The 22,151-nt window shown below is 41.0% G+C and carries 17 protein-coding genes; 12 read left to right on the forward strand and 5 right to left on the reverse strand.

Annotation, left to right across the window (positions count from 1 at the left end; all coding sequences use genetic code 11):
• Positions 1–26: 26 nt before the first annotated feature.
• Together def and ruvX are read right to left on the reverse strand one after the other, a co-directional pair.
• Entirely contained in the window at positions 27–581 is a 555-nt protein-coding gene (def, locus tag G4420_RS07805) for a peptide deformylase (protein ID WP_163323041.1), read from the reverse strand.
• Positions 582–645: 64 nt separating this feature from the next.
• Complete coding sequence (ruvX, locus tag G4420_RS07810; protein WP_163323042.1) at positions 646–1,071, reverse strand: Holliday junction resolvase RuvX; 426 nt, start codon at positions 1,069–1,071, stop codon at positions 646–648.
• 206 nt (positions 1,072–1,277) lie between these two features.
• Between ruvX and G4420_RS07815 the strand changes: the two genes are divergently transcribed.
• The 5 genes from G4420_RS07815 (at position 1,278) to G4420_RS07835 (ending at position 5,504) form a co-directional block, all read left to right on the forward strand.
• Positions 1,278–2,417 (forward strand): hypothetical protein, encoded by a 1,140-nt coding sequence (locus tag G4420_RS07815; protein ID WP_163323043.1) that lies wholly within the window; start codon positions 1,278–1,280, stop codon positions 2,415–2,417.
• A gap of 203 nt (positions 2,418–2,620) precedes the next feature.
• Positions 2,621–3,271, forward strand: coding sequence for a hypothetical protein (locus G4420_RS07820; RefSeq protein WP_163323044.1), 651 nt, complete (start codon positions 2,621–2,623; stop codon positions 3,269–3,271).
• Between the two features lie 436 nt (positions 3,272–3,707).
• Positions 3,708–3,929: a hypothetical protein gene (locus G4420_RS07825; protein ID WP_163323045.1), complete on the forward strand. Its 222-nt coding sequence runs from the start codon at positions 3,708–3,710 to the stop codon at positions 3,927–3,929.
• Between the two features lie 131 nt (positions 3,930–4,060).
• On the forward strand, positions 4,061–4,852 hold the full coding sequence (locus G4420_RS07830; protein ID WP_163323046.1) for a sensor histidine kinase: 792 nt from the start codon (positions 4,061–4,063) through the stop codon (positions 4,850–4,852).
• Complete coding sequence (locus G4420_RS07835) at positions 4,845–5,504, forward strand: response regulator transcription factor (protein WP_163323047.1); 660 nt, start codon at positions 4,845–4,847, stop codon at positions 5,502–5,504. Before G4420_RS07830 ends, G4420_RS07835 begins: the two co-directional genes overlap by 8 nt.
• Before the next feature lie 375 nt (positions 5,505–5,879).
• On the opposite strand, the gene ppdK is transcribed toward G4420_RS07835, so the two are convergent.
• Entirely contained in the window at positions 5,880–8,582 is a 2,703-nt protein-coding gene (gene ppdK, locus G4420_RS07840) for a pyruvate, phosphate dikinase (protein ID WP_163323048.1), read from the reverse strand.
• An 838-nt stretch (positions 8,583–9,420) separates the two neighbouring features.
• Here ppdK and clpB point away from each other — a divergent pair.
• Entirely contained in the window at positions 9,421–12,009 is a 2,589-nt protein-coding gene (gene clpB, locus G4420_RS07845) for an ATP-dependent chaperone ClpB (RefSeq protein WP_163323049.1), read from the forward strand.
• Positions 12,010–12,021: 12 nt separating this feature from the next.
• On the opposite strand, the gene G4420_RS07850 is transcribed toward clpB, so the two are convergent.
• Entirely contained in the window at positions 12,022–12,651 is a 630-nt protein-coding gene (locus G4420_RS07850; RefSeq protein WP_163323050.1) for a cyclase family protein, read from the reverse strand.
• Positions 12,652–12,660: 9 nt separating this feature from the next.
• Complete coding sequence (locus G4420_RS07855; RefSeq protein ID WP_163323051.1) at positions 12,661–13,011, reverse strand: Hpt domain-containing protein; 351 nt, start codon at positions 13,009–13,011, stop codon at positions 12,661–12,663.
• A gap of 273 nt (positions 13,012–13,284) precedes the next feature.
• Here G4420_RS07855 and gcvT point away from each other — a divergent pair, with 273 nt between their 5' ends.
• From gcvT to G4420_RS07885, 6 genes are all read left to right on the forward strand, one after another.
• Positions 13,285–14,370 (forward strand): glycine cleavage system aminomethyltransferase GcvT, encoded by a 1,086-nt coding sequence (gcvT, locus tag G4420_RS07860; RefSeq protein ID WP_163323052.1) that lies wholly within the window; start codon positions 13,285–13,287, stop codon positions 14,368–14,370.
• Between the two features lie 431 nt (positions 14,371–14,801).
• On the forward strand, positions 14,802–15,869 hold the full coding sequence (gene serC, locus G4420_RS07865) for a 3-phosphoserine/phosphohydroxythreonine transaminase (protein WP_163323053.1): 1,068 nt from the start codon (positions 14,802–14,804) through the stop codon (positions 15,867–15,869).
• Positions 15,870–15,940: 71 nt separating this feature from the next.
• The gene (locus G4420_RS07870; protein ID WP_163323054.1) at positions 15,941–16,867 is read left to right on the forward strand and encodes an NAD(P)-dependent oxidoreductase; all 927 of its coding nucleotides are present in this window, start codon (positions 15,941–15,943) and stop codon (positions 16,865–16,867) included.
• Between the two features lie 126 nt (positions 16,868–16,993).
• Complete coding sequence (locus G4420_RS07875) at positions 16,994–17,380, forward strand: four helix bundle protein (protein WP_163323055.1); 387 nt, start codon at positions 16,994–16,996, stop codon at positions 17,378–17,380.
• 90 nt (positions 17,381–17,470) lie between these two features.
• A complete protein-coding gene (locus tag G4420_RS07880; RefSeq protein ID WP_163323056.1) occupies positions 17,471–18,721 on the forward strand; it encodes a DUF1015 domain-containing protein in 1,251 nt (416 codons plus the stop codon).
• Positions 18,722–19,078: 357 nt separating this feature from the next.
• Positions 19,079–22,054: a PEP/pyruvate-binding domain-containing protein gene (locus G4420_RS07885; protein WP_163323057.1), complete on the forward strand. Its 2,976-nt coding sequence runs from the start codon at positions 19,079–19,081 to the stop codon at positions 22,052–22,054.
• Positions 22,055–22,151: the final 97 nt, after the last annotated feature.

The raw sequence follows: 22,151 nt of genomic DNA on the forward strand, positions 1-22,151 counted from the left end.
AACGCAGGTTTTGAAAAATGGTTACATTATTTTGGAACTTTTATTCGGTAGTGCGGACGAACTTTCCCTTTTGAAATGGCAACAAGTTTACTTTTTAATAAACGTTTGCGCAATGGCGATAAATAATCGACAAATAAAATGCCCTCCAAATGATCATATTCGTGCTGGATTACACGTCCGGCAAAACCTTTGTAGGTTTCAATGTATTCATCAAAGTTTTCATCGAGGTATTTAATGGTAACCTCGTCGGGGCGATTTACATCTTCCCTTATTTCGGGCAAGCTCAAACAACCTTCGTTCATTGTCCATTCATCGCCTTTTGTTTCAATAATCTCAGGGTTGATAAAAACCTTTTTAAAACCTTCCAACTCCGGTTCTTCGTCGGCACCCGATGAGGCATCGATTACAAACAAACGAATCGACAACCCAACCTGCGGTGCTGCCAAGCCAACACCATCTGAGTAGTACATGGTTTCCCACATATTTTCAATTATCTCATCCAGGTTTGGATGATCCTTTTCAATTCTTTGGGCTTTCTTTCGTAATAAAGGGTCTCCGTATACTGTAACCGGGTATTTCATTTTTATATATTTTATATCGATAACAACTCTTTTAATCTCCTGGAAATCTATGTTTTAATTGCCTTTATCGTAATGAGTTGCGTTTCTGTTCTAAATAATTCTGTAAAATAATGGTTGCGCTTATGGCATCAACCAATGCCTTGTCTTGTCGTTTTTGTTTTTTTAGTCCACCGTCAATCATGGTTTGAAAGGCCATTTTCGACGTAAAACGTTCGTCGTAAATCTCCAAATTCATTTCCGGATATTTTACTTGAAACTTTTTCAAAAACGGATTGATAAATCTAACAGACTCCGATGCCTGGTTGTTCATTTGTTTGGGATATCCCACAACCACCGTTTCCACCTCTTCTTTTTCGAAATAATCTTTCAAAAAATCCCAAATGGTATGCGTTGGAACTGTTGTTAGACGAGTGGCAATAATCTGCCCCGGATCGGTTACTGCCAATCCTGTTCGTTTTTTTCCGTAATCTATTGCTAATATCCGGGCCATACTTTAATTAAATCGCCGCAAAAGTAGAGAGAATTGCTTAGAAAAAAAAGTGCATAAATGCCTGTTCTCTAGTAGTTGTAAGTTTTGTCACTTGCGGCAGTGTAGTTTTTGGCACACGCTTTGCATTTACAAAGGCAGATATCGATTTTTATTTTGGCGCCAACAGAGCATAGCAAACAAATTGTTGAATTTTAAAGTCTATTGTCATGAAAGCAACAACATTTAAATTGTTTGCCACGATAATTACTCTGGCGGCAATTACAATTACAACAGTTCCGGCCCAGGCCCAGCGCAGGGGAGGAGAACGAGGAACCGAAAAAAGGGAAGCTCCTGAAAGGAGCAGCAGAAGCGAGGTAAAAACAAAAAGTGCCTCAAAAACTTATCAGCAATCAACTCCGACATCATCGGATAGAGGCGTTCGGTCGTCAAGTAAAACAACTAGCAGCCGAAGCAGTGCAAATGTTCGTTCAAGCAACAATAAGTACAATGATTCTAGGTCGGCAAAACCCGATGTTCAGCGTAAAAGTAGTTCAAGCAACAACTATAAATCGCAAAAAAGTACTTCCAGCTCTTCAGGAAGTGTTTATCGTCCAAGTCAACCACAAAGGACCGATCAGCCCCGGGGTAGAGATGCGAATAGACAGCCCTCGCGGGTTTATTCCAATTCAAAAGAGTCCAGTCCTGCAGTTGCAAGCGGTAGAGGAACAAGTCGAAATTCAGTTTCTGATACACGGAGATACTACAATGTAGACAGAAATGACAAGCGGTTTACTCCAAATAAAAGTTATCGGGGAAGCAGCGAGCAGTGGAGTAGCAGAAACCGGCCGAAAGCGATGGATTACAACCATAACGACAGGAAGTATTATTCAAATTATAATTACTATAAAAATAATCACTGGGATCGTCGTTGGGAGCACTACCATTGGAACCACAACAGTTGGCGCGATTATTACGGAGGATACAATCCTTACTCCTATCGTTATCACAAATATTATTATTACAATAATCACTACGGTCACGTAATTCGCAAGTTTGTTTACCGTCCAACTGTGTTTGTACACAACCATAATCGCTACTATTGTTACGACGGACACTTCTTCCGTTATTACAGGGGAGTTGGTTATGTGTTGGTAAATCTGCCTTTTGGATTTTCATTCGAACGTTTACCATATGGCTACGAACAAGTTCATATAAATGGCTACCTGTATTTTAGGGTTGGAAATTTATTTTTTGAGTCGTCAGGATTAGGTTTTAGCCTGGTGCATTATCCCGACAGGTATTACGCCTATAACAACGATTACTACAACCAAGGCTATGTTGATGATTACTATTACGAACCTTATTAACAGGAATTTGAGATAAGATGTCGAAACAGGCTAGACCTTAAATTTATACTGTTTCTTACAGCACTGCCCGTCAGCATTTATTTGGCGGGCAGTTTTTGTGTTTTAAAAGTCGGATTTTGATTGCCCCATTTTGAGAATATGTTATTGAACCTATTTTTATGTCAAACATTTTGTCTATTTTTAATTGTCCAAATACAATAAATATGGCAAACAAATTAAAACGAGATCAACTTCCAGCGAATAAAGCAAAAAACTGGAAAAGTAACTTTAAAGAAGAAGCCGATAAAACCTTCAATCTAAAATTGACTCCAATCATTTTGCAGAAAGAAACCTATAAATCGTTGATTGGCGAGAATGAAAACCGGGTGCGTGTATACCTTGGATTGGAGCCCGAAAAAGATGGCGATAAATATGTGCTTTGTGGTTATGCAGTGTCCTCTTTTCTTTTGGGAAGTGGCGATGTTTATGCCGACTACGAAACACCAGTATATAAACTGAGTAAGGTAAACGAAGATTTTTCGGACAATACCGAAGCGGTAATAGAAAGTATACGTTTATACCGTAAATGGCGGGCCGGCGAAATTGATGAAAAACACGAAGGAGCTGCCTATCGTCAGTACATTTATCCAAATGCATATTTGCTTACTAAATTCGAGTTACACGAGTTGTTCAATACGCAATATCATGCTAGTATAAAAATTGAATTCGGAATTAAAAAGACCATGGATGTTATGGTAAGTGCTGCTTCCGATCAATTGCTAAAATCGGCAGGAGACGTGGAAGATCCGGAAGAATTCAATAATACAGGGGTTTGTCCTCCATTTTGCGACGAACGAAGTATCTATAATCCATAACAATTAAGGTTTGAGCTTTATAATGTATAACTGGGTATCAATTCTGATACCCTTCTTTATTGGTATTTATCGGTACAAGCATCTTGATAAAAGCTTGCGTTTGTTCTTATATTTTGTGATTTATGGAACGGTCAATGAGATTATTTCTAGGATAATTATCCGGTATGGACTGATTACTTATGACGGGGAAACCAACACTCTTCCTTTATCACATTTGTATTTAATGCTGGAGTTTCTGCTTCTTGGTTTCTTTTATTCGTATATTTTAAAAGATATTATCAATAAACGATTAATGGTCATCCTGATTGTTTTGTTTGAGGTATATTGTATAATTAATACAATGTTTTTGCAATCTGTGTTTCTGTATCCGGCACTTCCGCTCGCGATTGGTAAGATACTAATTGTAGGCTTTTCAATGTTATTTCTGTACAAAATAATGACTGAAGCCAGGATCTTGAATTTATGGAAAGAACCACTCATATTTCTTAATCTTGCAGTTCTTATCTATTATGCCGGCAACCTGTTTTATTCGCTCCTGTTTAACCTTATTCTCGATTATTCAAGAGAATTTGCCAAAATTACAAACTACTATTTTGTGGGGTTAAATACCTTATTTTATATCCTTGTGGCTATTGGTTTTTGGAAATCTGACCGTTAATTTCTAACTGTTGAAATAGATGATTTTCAGGGAAAATAAAATTCTCCGCTAGCACAATGTTCGAATATTATTTTGATTTTACAGAAAGTTCAATTTTGTTAACTATTTTAGCAATGACTAAAATGTGAATTGTGGAGGGAGCCGGGAATTCGGAAATATTATTGGTCTATTTAATTGGTACCATCGGCATGCTATTGTTGGCTGGTGGCATCTTTTTCTTTTTTATAGCCTATCAGAAAAGATTATTGCAGAAACAACTGGAATTAAACCGTGTGGTTCAAAATCAGCAGGAAGAAATAATTAAAAACACTATCCAGTCGCAGGAGAACGAACGCAAGCGTATAGCGCGCGATCTGCACGATGAGGTTGGTGCTATGCTTTCGGTGGTAAAACTGACTGTGGGGAGGATTGAAAAAAAGGCAGAAGAAGGTAAAGCAAAAGAGCTTGCCAGCGAAACCAAAACCTATCTCGACGATGTAATTCTTCAGGTACGCCGCATTTCTCGGTCGTTGTTGCCTCCGTCGTTGGAAAAGCTGGGATTGTATTTTGCGCTTGAAGAGTTGGCAGGGTGGGTGAATAAATCTGACCAGTTGGCTATCGAATGTTGGAAAAGCGGAGAGCAATTTCGTTTTGAAAGCAATCAGGAGTTGGCCGTTTTCCGTATCGTGCAAGAACTGGTTAATAATGCCATTAAACACGCCGAGGCATCGCGCATTTCAATAGAAATTCGATTTGAAAAACAGCTTGTTGCAGTTGTTGTTGGCGACGATGGAAAAGGATTTTTACTGGAAGAAAAAATACAAACCGGACTTGGTTTACGAAACCTGGAAAGCCGGTCGGAAATGGCAAATGCAAAATTTAAAATGAAATCATCGCCGGGAAAAGGAACCCGCGCAATTATAGTTCTGCAAGCTGATGAGTGATCAAAAAGTAGATATCGTGGTTATCGACGACCATAAACTTTTTAGAAAAGGGATGGTTGGCTTGTTAGACGATTTTGATATTGTTGAGAATATATACGAAGCCGGTAACGGAATAGAATTATTGGAACTGCTTTCAGAACTGGACAAAAAACCGGACTTGGTATTGCTTGATATTAATATGCCCGAAATGGATGGTGTTGAGGTAACCGGGCATTTACGAAAAGATTACCCTGATATTCGGATTTTAATACTAAGTATGGAAGAAGCTCCGCAACTGGTGGCTCACCTGGTTAACGAAGGAGTAAATGGTTACTTATTAAAAAATGCCGAGCCTGACGAGTTGGAGCTGGCCATTAAAAAAGTACTAAAAAACGATTTCTACTTCTCGGGTAGTTTGTCGGGAGCAGTTCTGCAGGGATTAAAGAAAAATACGACCAAAGATTCAGCATTTCTGCTGAAGCTTACAAAGCGCGAAAGCGAGGTGTTGAAGCTGATTTGCGAAGAACTAACGGCCACCGAAATTGGTGAAAAACTTGGCCTTAGCGCACGCACCATCGAAGGGCATAAATACAACTTGCTTGAAAAAACCAAAACCAAAAATGTTGCAGGACTTGTAATCTTTGCCATAAAAAACAATCTCTATAAAATATAAAAGGAGCACAAAACCTGTGCTCCTTTTCGGATTCCATCTTCTTATTTTTTATCACTGTGACTCAGGGAAATGGGACAGTGTATGTTGAAGTAAAATGTGTTGAAAGTTGTAGGATAAAAAATAACTAAACAGAGGGGAGGAAATACAGTTCAGCGTTTGTGATGTGAATGTGTCTAACGAATGTGAATTTATTTTACGCTTCATTTCCATTGATGGATCCTTTAGTTGTTATGGCAAAGTTCGGTAAGAATAATCAAAAAAAATAGCGTAGAAATACTCGATTTTAACCAGGTAATTCTACTTGGTTTTTATTATTAGGTCAAAAAAAAGAGCTACTCCGAAGAGCAGCTCTTAATTATTTAGCTTAAATAATTTCTATTTTAAATTAGCTTGTGCAGCAGCTACTCGTGCAATTGGTACACGGTATGGAGAACAACTTACGTAGTCCATTCCAACACTGTCGCAGAACATCACTGACGAAGGTTCGCCACCATGCTCGCCACAAATACCAACTTTTAAATTCGGTTTTGTGCTGCGGCCTTTCTCAACACCAATTTTTACCACTTGACCAACACCTTCCTGGTCGAGTACCTGGAAAGGATCGTTCTTCAGAATACCTTTTTCTATATAAATAGGTAAGAATTTACCTGCATCGTCACGCGAGTAACCAAAGGTCATCTGTGTAAGGTCGTTTGTTCCGAACGAGAAGAACTCGGCATGCTCAGCTACTAAATCAGCGGTCATTGCAGCACGTGGAATTTCAATCATTGTTCCTACCATATAATCACATTTTGCACCTTTTTCAGCAAATACTTTTTCCGCAGTTGCGTTGATGATGTCTGCCTGTAATTTAAATTCTTTTACCGTACCAATAAGCGGAACCATAATCTCAGGACGAGCATCAACGCCTTTTTGCTTCAGGTTAACTGCAGCTTCTATAATGGCGCGTGCCTGCATTTCAGTAATTTCAGGATAAGTATTTCCCAAACGACATCCACGGTGGCCCAACATTGGGTTGAATTCGTGAAGATCTTCAACCAGTGCTTTTACCTCTTCTACAGAAATGCCCATTTCGTCGGCCATCTCTTTTTGGTTGGCTTCTTCGTGTGGAACGAATTCGTGCAATGGCGGATCAAGCAAGCGAATGGTTACTCCGTAACCTGCCATAGCTTCCAAAATTCCCTCGAAATCTTCACGCTGGTAGGGTAATAATTTATCTAATGCTTTACGACGATCAACCTCGGTTTTAGCCAAAATCATTTCGCGCATAGCTTTAATTCTTTCTCCTTCGAAGAACATGTGCTCTGTACGGCAAAGACCAATTCCCTGCGCTCCAAAGTCGCGTGCAACTTTTGCGTCGGCAGGAGAGTCGGCATTGGTACGAACTGTCATACGAGAGAATTTGTCGGCCAGATCCATAATTTTTGCGAAGTTACCGCTCAATTCCGGATCCATAGTCGCAACTTTACCATCATAAACCTCACCGGTTGATCCGTTTAACGAGATCCAGTCGCCTTCCTGAAATTCTTTTCCGTCGATGGTCATAATGCGGGTTTTGTAATTGATTTTTACATTACCTGCACCCGATACACAACATTTACCCATACCACGTGCTACTACTGCAGCGTGCGATGTCATACCTCCGCGGGCAGTTAAAATACCTTTGGCAATGTGCATACCTTCCAAATCTTCCGGCGATGTTTCAACACGTACCAAAACTGCTTCAGGATATTTGCTGGCTTCGTCGGCAAAGAAAACAACCTGTCCGGTTGCTGCACCTGGCGATGCCGGCAATCCTTTTGCCAATACATTTGCCGTTTTCATTGCTTCGGTGTCGAAAACAGGGTGAAGTAATTCATCCAGTTTGGCAGCGTCAATTCTTTTCAAAGCTGTTTTTTCGTCGATACGACCTTCTTCCAACATATCAACAGCAATATTTACCATTGCCGCACCTGTACGTTTTCCGTTACGGGTTTGCAGCAGCCACAATTTACCTTCCTGAATGGTAAATTCAAGATCCTGCATATCGCTGTAATGGTCCTCAAGCTTTTGCTGAGTTTCGTTCAACTGCCTGTACATTTCAGGCATCGCTTCTTCCAGTGAAGGATATTTTGAGGCTCTCTCTTCTTCGCTAACTCCCTGAAGAGCAGCCCATCTTTTTGACCCTTCGATTGTGATTTCCTGTGGAGTACGAATACCTGCAACAACGTCTTCACCTTGTGCGTCGATCAAATATTCGCCATTGAAGATGTCTTCTCCTGTAGCTGCGTCGCGGGTAAATGCAACACCTGTACCTGAATTCGATCCCATATTTCCGAATACCATGGCCTGGCAGTTTACAGCCGTTCCCCACTCATCAGGGATTTGCTCCAAACGACGGTACAAAATTGCACGGTCGTTGTTCCAGCTGTTAAATACGGCTGCAACAGAACCCCAAAGTTGCTCCCATGGATCGGTTGGGAAATCTTTTCCGGTAACTTTTTTAACGGCAGCTTTAAAACGCTTAACCAGTTCCTGTAAGTCTTCAGTAGTGAATTGCGTATCTAATGCAATACCTTTTTCTTCTTTTAACTGATCTATAATCTCTTCAAAAGGATCATGCTCTTCTTTGCTGGCAGGTTTCATTTCCATTACCACATCGCCATACATTTGTACAAAACGACGGTATGAGTCCCAGGCAAATCGGGAATTCCCCGATTTTTTAGCAATACCTTCAACGGCATCGTCGTTCATCCCCAGGTTCAGAACGGTGTCCATCATTCCGGGCATTGATGCACGTGCACCCGATCTTACCGACATCAAGCATGGATTTTCTTTGCTTCCAAATTCTGTTCCAGTTAATTTCTCAACCAGTGCCACTGCGGCTTCAACTTCTGGCTTTATCAGGTCGAACGTTGCTTGCTGACCTTTTTCATTGTACATGGTACAAACTTCTGTTGTAATTGTAAATCCGGGAGGTACAGGTACTCCAATAAGGTTCATCTCTGCAAGGTTGGCACCTTTACCTCCTAGAAGGTTTTTCATGTCTGCTTTACCTTCTGCCTGTCCGGCTCCGAAAGTATATACATGTTTTGTCATAAAATTGAAATTTTAGTTATAATAAAATAGAATTAGATTCATTATTGAAATGGAATGCTAAAGTAACTTTATTTTTCCACTTTAGAAAGTTTTTAAACTGCTTTAAAGCCTGTTTTAGAGGCATGTATCGTAATGTATTTAAACATTGTTCTATTTGTATATGTCTGATTTGCTTTAATAGCATATTGTTTGTATAAATGCTGTTTTTAGTGCTAATGATTTTTTCGTTCTGTCTCTGCATTTGTTTTTCCGAACGTATGAAAAACCATTTTGTTTACACCATAAAACAGCAAGTTTATTTCTTGAAAACGAAGTGTTAACATTCTTTAACTTCCGTTGATACGCGTTAACTAAAATGCGCCGTATTTTTGTAGCATAGAATTTGAATAGTTTAAGTGTTTTTTCATAGAGAATAGATTTGGTTAGGTTAGGAAACAGAGATGAGTTTAAAACATCTCTGTTTTTTTATGCCCATTCTTTTGATGAAAATCTGCTTGAAGTTTTCAATGTTTTTTCTTCAGATAACTACAAATTCCATTGTTATAACATTCTTTAACTTCCGTTGATACGCGTTAACTAAAATGCGCCGTATTTTTGTAGCATAGATTTGAATAGTTTAAGTGTTTTTTTCATAGAAATAGATTTGGTTAGGTTAGGAAACAGAGATAATGTTGATTGTCTCTGTTTTTTTATGCCTAAAACTGCCACTTTTTCATACATATTTCCACTTTTCTGAAATTGTTTCTGTATATTTTTGTGTTGTTGCGACATTCTGTCTGTCAGTTGGTTATGGCTTGAATGTTGTTTCTGGTATTCTCGAAATTTAATACATAAAGCCATGAATTTTAATAATTTCACCATAAAATCGCAGGAAGCCATTCAACAGGCTTTTCAAATTGCCCAGGGAAACAACCAACAGGCAATTGAAACCGGTCATATTCTTCGCGGAGTACTTCATTCTGCCGAAAATGTTACCGGGTTTTTACTTAAAAAACTGGATGTTAACGTTCCTATTTTCATACAGGCACTCGATCAGATTATTCAATCGTATCCAAAAGTTTCCGGAGCTGAACAGTACCTTTCTTCCGGTGCAAATCAGGCCTTGCAAAAAGCACTTGGCCTGGCACAGGAAATGGGCGACCAGTATGTTTCTGTTGAGCACATTTTAATGGCGCTGCTCGAAGTAAAAGACAATACCAGTCGTTTGATGAAGGATAATGGTATTGCAAAAAAAGAGCTGAAACTGGCCATCGAAGAATTACGGAAAGGATCGAAAGTTGATAGCCAAACTGCTGAAGACAAGTTCAATTCGTTAAATCGTTTTGCGATCAACCTGAATGAGCGTGCCCGCTCGGGCAAACTCGACCCGGTTATTGGGCGTGATGATGAGATTCGCCGTATTCTGCAAATCCTTTCGCGCCGCACAAAAAACAACCCGATTTTGCTGGGTGAGCCGGGAACCGGAAAAACAGCAATTGCAGAAGGACTGGCACACCGTATTGTGCGTGGCGATGTACCCGAAAACCTGAAATCGAAACAGGTATTTTCGCTGGACATGGGGGCTTTGGTTGCCGGGGCAAAATACAAAGGTGAGTTCGAGGAGCGATTAAAAGCCGTAGTAAACGAAGTTGTTCAATCGAACGATGAGGTAATTCTGTTTATCGACGAGATTCACACGCTGGTAGGTGCCGGAAAAGGTGAAGGAGCAATGGATGCTGCCAACATTTTAAAACCTGCATTGGCACGTGGAGAGCTGCGTGCTGTTGGTGCAACAACACTGGCCGAGTATCAGAAATATTTCGAAAAAGATAAAGCTTTGGAGCGTCGTTTCCAGATCGTACATGTTGATGAGCCGGATACTTTAAGTGCCATTTCAATTTTGCGTGGTATTAAAGAGAAATATGAAAACCACCATAAGGTTCAGATAAAAGATGATGCTATAATTGCATCGGTTGAATTGTCGCAGCGTTATATTTCCGACCGGTTTTTGCCCGATAAAGCTATCGATTTAATGGATGAAGCTGCGGCAAAACTTCGTCTGGAAATTGATTCTGTGCCCGAGGAACTGGATGAAATTCAGCGCCGGGTAAAACAGCTGGAGATTGAACGGGAAGCAATAAAACGTGAAAATGATACCCGTAAATTAAATTCGCTGCATGAAGAAATTTCGAATTTAAAAGAGGAACAATCACGTTTGCGTGCCAAATGGCAATCAGAGAAATCGGCAATTGAAGCCATTCAGAAAAAGAAAGAAGAGATTGAAACTTATAAGTTTGAAGCTGAACAAGCCGAGCGTGACGGGGATTATGGTCGGGTGGCAGAGTTGCGCTACGGTAAAGTAAAAGAGGCTGAGGCCGAAATTGAAAAGCTGCAGGCCGAGCTGGAAAAAATGAAAAAAGGTGAAAACCTGATTAAAGAAGAAGTTGATACGGAAGATATTGCCGAAGTGGTGGCACGCTGGACCGGTATTCCGGTTTCGAAAATGTTGCAGAGCGAACGCGAAAAGTTACTGCACATGGAAGACGAGCTGCATAACCGGGTAATCGGACAGAACGAAGCTATTGGTGCCATTTCGGATGCAGTGCGCCGCAGCCGTGCCGGATTACAGGACGAAAAACGCCCAATTGGTTCTTTCATATTTTTGGGAACAACGGGGGTTGGAAAAACAGAGCTGGCAAAAGCCCTGGCCGAATACCTGTTCAACGACGAGAATATGATCACCCGTATCGACATGTCGGAATACCAGGAGAAATTCTCGGTAACCCGTTTGATCGGTTCGCCTCCGGGATATGTGGGTTACGACGAAGGTGGTCAGTTGACTGAGGCCGTGCGGCACAAACCATATTCTGTGGTGCTTTTCGACGAGATCGAGAAAGCGCACCCCGATGTTTTTAATGTGTTGCTTCAGGTTCTGGACGATGGACGTTTGACCGATAATAAAGGCCGCACTGTAAACTTTAAGAATACAATTATTATCATGACATCGAACCTGGGATCGCACATTATTCAGGAAAATTACGAAACCATGAATGATAGCAATGAATTCCAGGTGCTGGACAAAACGCGTAACCAGTTGTTGGAAATGTTGCGGAAAACAATACGTCCGGAGTTCCTGAACCGTATTGATGAAACCATTGTATTTACACCACTCTCGAAAGAAGCGATTAAAGAAATCGTTCGCCTGCAGTTTGAGCAAATTGTAAAACGTTTGTCGGCAAGTGAGCTGAAAATTGAGTTAAGCGAAAAAGCAAACGAGTGGTTGTCGACTGTTGGATACGATCCACATTTTGGAGCTCGTCCGGTAAAACGTGTGCTTCAACGGTTTGTGCTGAATGAATTATCGAAACGGATACTTTCGGGTAAGGTCGACAAGTCGAAACCCATTGTAATCGATTTTGAAAATGATTCGTTGGTTTTCAGCAATTAAAGAATACTAAATTTATACTTTTAAGACGGCTCTCACAGGGGAGCCGTCTGCTTTTTCATACGGTAGCGGGAAACACGAAAATTCTCCCGATGTTGCTTCCAAATCTTCAGGGAAGATAAGATTTTCAATAATAATCATGCCTTTATTGAAAATAGCGTAGTGGTTGTTGTAATCGGTACTTTTAACCGGATCAGCTGATATGGTATCAAAGCCAACTCCTTTTAGTTCGAATTGTAATAAGAATTGGAGAGCTTGAGCAGAAAGTGTTGGAAATGCGTCAAAGTACTTTTGGACTCCCCAAAACTTACTCCATCCTGTTTTAAACAAAACAAATGCTGTATCTGCCAGGTCTTTTTCAAATGGAGTTAAAATATCCTTTTCGATAAAATTTCTGCCTGTTTCCACCTCAATTATTAAAGCCTTTCCGTGAAAACAGGAAACATCCAGTTCATCCAGTGTTTTTCCATTTTCAAGCATGTGGGCCGGAGCATCGATATGCGTGCCCAAATGCGAATGAATATGAAACCGCGTTTCTCGATAACCGTTTTTCTCAATGTTAGATATTTGCTTAAACTCCGGTTCAACATCGCCGGGGAAAACCGGGCTGTTATTATTTAATAAATGGGATAGATCGTAGATCATTCTTTAAAATCATGAGTTAAGCATCTGATTCAGCTCCGGAATAGAAGCTTCCAGCTGATCAATGGCATCTTCAACCATCTTAGGAACATCATTCAGGTTTCCGGCCTCGCATTCCAATTGGATATTTTTTAGCAAAGTTCCTGTGCCCTCCATCCCAAATGTCATTGCCGAAGATTTTGCCGTGTGTGCCTCGCGTGCCAGTTTTTCCCAGTTTTTTTCTTGCAGGAATGAACTCATGTTCGTCACGAACTCATCAATCTGTTCCAGAAAAATTTCTGCCATTTCTTTAATAAACTCTTTGTCTCCATCCGCAAGTGATTCGATCTGCGATGGATCGATATGTTGAAATATGTTGTCCATTTTTTTATGATTGCGGCCAGCAATTTAGCAAAATAATCGGGAAAGCTTTTTGCGCTCTAGCTGATAAAATTCATATTTGTGAAGTTTTTGAATACATAGTTTTGCTCATTATTACTCTACACAATAGATAAACGGTTTGCGAAACATGCTGAATCCGTAAATAATTGAAAAATAATAATGAAACGAGCATGAGAGAGACATTCACACATAGGCGATTGCTTAAAATCATGCGAGTTCCATCTTATTCCTTAAAAGACAAACAATTTTGATAAGATGAAAATAACTGCATTTAATTCGATTCACAAAACACTTGGCGCCAAAATGGTTGAGTTTGCCGGGTATGAAATGCCTATAGAATATAGTGGTATCAAAGATGAACACATGACTGTTCGTGAAGGCGTTGGTGTTTTTGATGTTTCGCACATGGGTGAATTTTGGGTAAAAGGACCGAAAGCCTTGGATCTGGTAGCTAAAATTACATCAAACGATCCGCGTATGTTAACCGAGGGACAGGCTCAATACAGTTGTTTCCCAAATGGTAAAGGCGGAATTGTCGACGACCTGTTGGTTTATTATTACGAACCCGAAAAATACATGCTGGTAGTTAATGCTGCCAATATTGAAAAAGACTGGAACTGGGTGGTGCAACAGAATGAAGAAATTGGTGCTGAGCTGGAAAATGCTTCAGATGAAATTAGCCAGTTGGCTATTCAGGGGCCGAAAGCAACCGAGGTACTCCAGAAATTAACCGATGTAAATCTTTCAGAAATAAAATTTTACACCTTCGTTACCGATAAATTTGCCGGAGTTGATGAGGTGATCATTTCGGCAACTGGTTACACCGGAGCCGGTGGTTTCGAATTGTACTTCAGAAACGATGTGGCCGAACAAATTTGGAACGCCATTTTTGAGGCCGGTGCCGAAGCAGGTATCAAACCAATTGGTTTAGCGGCCCGCGACACGCTTCGTTTGGAAATGGGATATTGCCTGTACGGAAACGATATCGACGATTCAACCTCTCCGCTGGAAGCCGGTTTGGGGTGGATTACAAAATTCAATAACGGCCGCGAATTTATCGACCGCGAATTTTTAACCATGCAAAAAAACGAAGGTGTTACCCGCAGGTTGCGCGGTTTTGTGCTTACCGGAAGAGGGATTCCGCGCCATGGATACGAACTGGTAAATTCAGACGGAGAAACAATTGGAGAAGTTACTTCGGGGACCATGTCGCCGGTTTTAAATAAAGGAATTGGGATGGGATATGTTGCCAAAGAATATTCGGCTTTTGGTACCGGTATTTTTGTGAAGATCCGCAACAAGGTAATTCCTGCAGAAATTGTGAAATTTCCTTTTATCTAAATAATAAAACAAATCGAACTAAACTTGGCCGCCTGTATCTTACGGGCGGCTTTTTTTTTGTATAACTCCAGTTACAAAAAGCGCACTGCACTGAAATTTGTTCGTTGAACGAATCCCGATTCTGAAGGTCTATTTAAATTCTTTTTAAATATTACACCGAAAAAATCATTTATTGAGCAAAATAGGGTTTTGTTGATTGGAATAAGATATTTTTGTATGAAATAACAGATTGATACCGACAACGTTAACGTCAGAGAGACAGTGGAAATGATATTAATCATCTGTTTTTGTGTTGTTAATCAGTGTTTTAAAACTCATAAAAATAAAATAAACTTGATTTTTCTCATCGGCTAAACAATCACTATTCAAGAACTTTATAGTGGTGTTTAAAAGGTAAAAAATTTAATTACTCACCTTAATTGTTGTATTATATGAAGAAGCACAATTTTTACGCAGGACCTTCAATTCTGCCGGAATTTACCAAGGAAAAAACTGCTGAGGCTGTGATGAACTTTGCCGGAACCGGACTTTCTGTAATGGAAGTTTCGCACCGTAGTAAAGAGTTTGTTGCTGTTATGGACGAGGCAGTTGCTTTGGTAAAAGAATTACTTAAAGTGCCGGAAGGATATTCGGTTCTTTTCTTGCAAGGTGGTGCCAGCACACAGTTTTTAATGGCTCCATACAACTTACTGGATAAAAAAGCAGCATATTTAAATACAGGTGCATGGTCGAAAAAAGCCATTAAAGAAGCTAAATTTCTTGGAGAAGTTGTTGAAGTTGCTTCATCGGCCGACACTGTTTACAACTACATTCCAAAAGGTTACGAAGTACCATCGGATGTAAGTTATTTCCATTATACATCAAATAACACTATTTACGGAACACAAATTCCTACTCCTGATGTTGATGTGCCTTTGGTAGCCGATATGTCTTCAGATATTTTCAGCCGCCCGATCGATGTATCGAAATACGATTTAATCTACGCAGGTGCACAGAAAAACCTTGGACCATCAGGAGCTACTTTAGTAATTGTAAAAGATGCAGCACTTGGAAAAGTAGCGCGCCCAATTCCAACAATGTTGGATTATACTACCCATATTAACGCTGAATCGATGTTTAATACACCATCAACACTTCCTGTTTTTGCTTGTTTGCAAACCTTAATTTGGTTAAAAGAAAACGGCGGAATAGAAGCGATGGAGCAAAAGAACATTGAAAAAGCAAAAGTTCTTTACGATGAAATCGATCGTAATAAAATGTTCCAGTGTACGGTTTTGGCAGAAGAAGATCGTTCGTTAATGAACGTAACTTTTATAATGACTCCGGAGTATGCTGAATTTGAGAAGGAGTTTATGGATTTCGCAACTGCAAAAGGTATGTTGGGAATAAAAGGACACCGGTCGGTTGGTGGTTTCAGAGCCTCAATTTACAATGCAATGCCTGTTGAAAGTATTCAGGCATTGGTAGATGCCATGCAGGAGTTTGAAAAAATGAAGTAATTCAATTTATAAAACTATCGAAAATGCAGGGCAGACGTCCTGCATTTTTTCTACCTAAATTTTTATGAGTGATGAGAAAAGTCTTAATAGCTACAGAAAAACCGTTTGCACCGGTTGCTGTAAAAAAAATCAGTAAAATTTTTGAGAAAGCCGGTTACGAGCTTCAGTTGCTCGAGAGGTACACCGAAAAACAAGAGCTGTTGGAAGCTGTTGCCGATGTTGACGCGGGGATAATCCGCAGCGATAAGTTTGATGAGGAAGTACTAAACGCCGGTAAAAAACTAAAAATCGTAGTACGCGCAGGTGCCGGTTACGACAATGTTGATCTTGATGCTGCTACAGCCAACAACATTGTGGTAATGAATACGCCCGGACAAAACGCAAATGCCGTTGCCGAGTTGGCTATTGGTTTGGCCATAATGGGTTTGCGCGAAATGTACTCCGGAAAACCAGGTGGCGAAATGCGTGGTCGCACACTCGGACTGCACGGATTTGGTTACGTGGCCCGAAATGTTTTCCGCATTGCACGCGCCATGGGAATGAAAGTAATTGTTTATACCCGCTACAGTAAAGGCGCTGCAGCCGCAATTGGGCTGAAAGTTGCCAAATCGCTTGAAGACCTCTATGAAAAGAGCGATATCGTTTCCATTCATGTTCCGGCACGTGGCGAGCACATTAAATCGGTTAGTGCCGAAGTATTGTGTCACTTAAAAGATGGCAGCATTTTGGTAAACACCGCCCGAAAAGAAGTTATTAACGAGCCCGATCTGGTAAAGTGTATGGAAGAAAAACCGGGTATTAAATACATGTCGGACCTTACACCCGATAGTGAAGCGGAATTCGTGGAGAAATTCCCCGGAAGATTTTTCTTTACACCTAAAAAAGCAGGTGCACAAACTGCCGAGGCTAATTTAAATGCCGGTCTGGCAGCGGCTCAGCAAATTGTCGATTTCTTTGAAAATGGAGATAATACACACCAGGTGAATAAGGTAAAATAGTGAATGAGTAAAATAGTGAATGAGTTACTGAGGGATTTGGTGAATGAGTGATTGAGGAGAGGGAGTTGGTTGGTAAAAGTGTGTTGTTTTTTGTAACTTTTACGATCATCCTAAAATTCAATTAATATGAAAAATTATCCTCATTCCAGTTTCTTCGATTTCGAATCGTTGGAATTGTACAAAAAATCACTCGATTTCACAGATTTTGTTTACGATTTAATAATCCGGTTTCCAAAAGAAGATAGGTTTGAATTGGGAAGCCAGTTGAACCGGGCAGCTACTTCAATTTCACTAAATATTGCGGAAGGATATGGCGAGAGTATTCCTTTGTCTTTAAGATATTTGCGAATTGTGCGTGGCTCAATTCGTGAATGTTTAGCTTGTTCAACAATAGCTTTCAGAAGAAATTACATTGATGAACAAAGTTATATCGAGGCAAGAACTTCCCTTACTGAATTATCGAAATTAGCAGCCGGATATAAGAAATTTTTAAATAGGAAACTGAATAAATAACTACTTTTGTCTCAAAATTTGTGTATGGCTACTGGGTGAAACTAACTCATTCACTCATTTACTCAATAACATATAAACTGTAAATTTAACATGGCGATAATAAAACCATTCAAAGGACTTCGTCCTCAAAAAGAAATTGTTGAAGAACTGGCATGTCTTCCTTACGATGTGATGAATTCGGAAGAAGCAGCTGTAATGGCTGAAGGAAAAGAGAAATCGTTGCTTCGAATTACAAAAGCCGAAATTGAATGCCCGGGAGTGGACGATATTCACTCGGAAACGGTGTATAACAAAGCCGTTGAAAACTTCAAAGCTTTTCAGGATAAAGGTTGGCTGCAGGACGATGCCGAGGCCAAATATTATATTTATGCACAAACCATGAATGGGCTTACCCAATACGGAATTGTAGGTGCTGCTGCCTGTGCCGATTACGAAAACGGCATTATTAAAAAGCACGAACTTACCCGTCCGGAGAAAGAGGAAGATCGCATGGTTTTAACACGTTATTTGAATGCCAACATCGAGCCGGTATTTTTTGCCTACAAAGCTGTGGCTGAAATTGATGCCATTGTTGAGAACATTGTAAAAAGCAAAGCTGCCGATTACGATTTTACTGCCGAAGACGGTTTTGGCCACCATTTCTGGACCATCGACGATGCCGAAACAAATGCCAAACTCGAGCAACTTTTTGAAGAGAAAGTACCGTTTACTTATGTGGCCGATGGTCACCACCGAACTGCTGCTGCTGCGCGAATTGGTGACGAAAAAACGTCGCAGAATCCAAATCATACAGGCGATGAGGAGTACAACTATTTTATGGCTGTACATTTCCCTGATAACCAACTGCAGATTATCGATTACAACCGCGTGGTAACCGACTTGAACGGTTTGTCGGAAATCGATTTCCTTGCTGAGCTGTCGAAAGGTTTCGATGTGGAGAACATGGGAACTGAGATTTTTAAACCATCGGCATTGCACGAATTTAGTTTGTACCTGGCCGGAAGCTGGTATAAACTAACAGCAAAAGAAGGAACTTACGATGATTCAGATCCAATCGGAATTCTGGATGTAACGATCCTTTATAACCAGGTGCTCGATCCGATTTTGGATATTAAAGATCTGCGTACGTCAAAACGTATCGATTTTGTTGGAGGTATTCGTGGTTTGGCAGAACTGAAACGCCGTGTTGACTCGGGCGAAATGAAAGCTGCTTTTGCACTGTACCCGGTTTCGATGCAGCAATTAATAAACATTGCCGACAGCGGAAATATTATGCCGCCAAAAACAACCTGGTTCGAACCAAAATTACGCTCAGGGTTGGTGATTCATAAATTAGACTAAACGTATAAAGTCAAAGGATGTCAGCTTTCAAATAGATTACATCCTTACAGCATGACTAAAAAATATCTTATCCCGGTCCGTCAGCTGACGGATCGGGATTTTTTTTTGAAAACCTCATAGTGATAAAAGAGAGAAAGTTCACGCAGAGTACGCGAAGTTTTCGCAAAGCACGCATCACTGACTTTCCCGGAGGCATAAATCTTTGCGGACTTTGCGCTTCTTCTTTTCTTTGCGTGAAACGATATTCTCCTCCTTGCATTTCTGTTTGTGATTTCCGTGAGTCATGCATGTTTTTTGCGCCTGTCATTCTTCAAAAACTAAAAATTCCCTAACTTCAAAAGCTAAATACGATCAGCAATGGACATCGACAACATATCTTTATCTACCATTTACAAAAAGCGCAAAAACGACCGCGATATTTTCCAGGAGCTAATGCCCACCAAAGTAAAAGAAGTACTGCTGGTGGCCACGCTTTACGACTCGTATTCCATTGTACGCGAGGGGCAGTTCAGCGATAAAATTTTTGGCGAATACCTGCAGTTGAACCTCTATGCAGCACCGCGTTTTACCAGTGTGCACACCCAGGAAGAGGCAACGCTTATACTGGAACACCGCGATTTCGACCTGATAATTGTAATGGCCGGAATGGATAAACACACACCGGTTGAAACCGCTCGTGCCATTAGGGATTTGCGCCCAAAAGTACCTCTTTTGTTGTTGGTGAATAACAATGCCGATTTGCGTTTCTTCAAGGCCGAGCGCCGAAAACTCGATTTTATCGACCGCATTTTTGTGTGGAACGGCAACTCGAATGTTTTTATGGCCATGATCAAATACATCGAGGATAAAAGCAACGTAGCGCGCGATACCCAAAATGGTAGTGTTCGGATAATTTTGTTGGTGGAAGACAGTATTCAGTACTACTCGCGGTACCTGCCAATGCTTTACACCACGGTAATGACCCAAACGCAGGTTTTGGTGAATGAAGATGCGTCTGATGAACTGCATAAAATTTTACGGATGCGCGCACGGCCAAAAGTAATTCTGGCTGACAACTACGAGGAGGCGGTGAAATATATAAACAGCTACCGGCGATACATGTTGTGCGTAATTTCTGATGTGAAATTTGAAAAAGATGGCGAAGAAGACGAAGACGCCGGTATCGAGCTGCTGAAGTTCACCCAATCAACCCGGAAATTTCCAATTCCTTTGCTTTTGCAATCGCACGACATTTCCAATGCTCAACGCGCAAAAGAAGTGGGCGCCGATTTTATCAATAAAAACTCGGAGAGCCTGTCGATGGATATTTTCAATTTCCTGTACCGGCGCTTGGGATTCGGCAACTTTGTATTTAAAGGGATGGATGGTTTGCCCATTGCGCAGGCAAAAAACCTGGTGGAGTTTCAGGAGAAATTCAGAGATATTCCCGAAGAATCGTTGCAATACCACGGAAGCCGAAACTCTTTTTCCACCTGGCTAATGGCGCGTGGCGAAATTAATCTGGCTGAATTGCTGATGCCGATTCAAATGTCGGATTTTGATTCGCCTGAAGAACTGCGGCAGTTTTGCCTCGACAGTTTTAAAAAAGTGCGCTTCGAACGCTTGCGGGGTACCATTGTAAATTTCGACTCCGAATTTGTGTCGTCCAGCCGCTTTATCGTGCGTATGGCAAAAGGTTCGCTGGGCGGAAAGGGAAGAGGTATCGCTTTTATCTGCAATTTTATCGAGAACATCGACTTCGCGAAACTGATCCCTGAAATGAATATCCGCATTCCTTCAACATCGGTAATTGGTGCGCTGGAGTTCGATAAGTTTATTGAAACCAACAACCTGTACGACGATATTTACTCGTTTAACGATTATAGCGCCATCCGAAAACATTTCCTTGAATCGGAATTCGACGATAAGATCAGGAAAAGGCTGATCGAATACCTTAAAAAGATAAAAAGGCCGCTGGCAGTGCGCTCGTCGGGATTGTTCGAAGATTCGTTGCTGCAACCTTTTTCGGGAGTTTATGCCACCTACCTCATTCCGAATAATCATCCCGATTTGGAGGTGCGTTACCAACACCTTGAAATGGCCATCAAGCTGGTTTACTCCAGCATTTTTACCGAGTCGGCACAGGCGTATTTTGATGCGGTGAATTACAAAATTGAAGAGGAAAAAATGGCGGTGGTCATTCAGGAAGTGATTGGCCACGAGTACAACGATAAATATTATCCTACGCTTTCGGGGGTGGCGCAGTCGTATAATTATTACCCCATTGCCTACATGGAACCCGAAGATGGTTTTTCGGTAGCTGCCGTTGGGCTCGGAATGTATGTGGTTGGTGGCGAGAATGCATTCCGCTTCTGTCCGAAATATCCCAGCCTGAATGCATCGTCATTAAAAGATTTGTTGCGCGATACGCAGAAACAGTTTTATGCCATCGATTTGTCGAACCCTGATTTTGATTTGGCGAGCGACGGCGAAGATGCTGCCATAAAAAAATACCGCATAAAAGAAGCCGAAAAAGACGGAACGCTGGAGCATTCGGCGTCCACTTATATAATCGAGAATGACGATCTGATACCGGGAATTCAGGGGCCCGGACCAAAAGTGATCGATTTTGCCAATATACTAAAGTACAACCATCTGCCGCTTGCCGATGTGTTGCAGTTGCTGCTAAAACTGTTTAAGGAAGCCATGGGGTCGCCGGTGGAAATTGAATATGCCCTGGATTTGGAGCCGGCAGAAAACGGCAAACCAACGCTTTATTTATTGCAGATAAAACCGCTTATCCGCATCGAGGAAGAGGTGGAAGTGGATATTGAGATGGTGGATGAGGACAAGGTATTTATGTATGCCGAGCACGGAATGGGCAATGGCAAAATTAAAGACATTTACGATGTGGTTTTTGTCGATCCGGATAAGTTCGACAAAATGAAGACTAAACAAATGGCGCAGGAGATCAGTAAATTAAACGACTGGTTCGAAAAAGAGGGTCGCTCGTATATTCTTATCGGGCCGGGGCGCTGGGGCTCGCGCGATCCGTATACCGGAATTCCGGTGTTGTGGGCAAACATCTCGAAAGCCAAAATAATTGTTGAAATGGGTTTGCCCGATTTTCCGCTCGATGCTTCGCTGGGCTCGCACTTTTTCCACAACGTAACGTCGATGAATGTGGGCTACTTTTCGGTGCCGCATAATTCGCGAAACACCAAACTAAAAATGGAGGCTTTGAAACAACAACCGGTGCTTCGCGAAACCGAATTTATAAAACATGTGCAGTTTGATAAACCACTTACCATTTTAATGAACGGGCGCGACCGGCGTGTTTTAATTCATTGCTAGAAGCAAACTATATAGGCATGCATTCGACTACTAATTGCTGTGAGTTGAATGGGTTTTCGTATCGCAAAAAATATTTTAGCGGCCCGGAATAATCATT

It is taken from the genome of Draconibacterium mangrovi (assembly GCF_010586825.1).
GTDB classification, from domain to species: domain Bacteria; phylum Bacteroidota; class Bacteroidia; order Bacteroidales; family Prolixibacteraceae; genus Draconibacterium; species Draconibacterium mangrovi.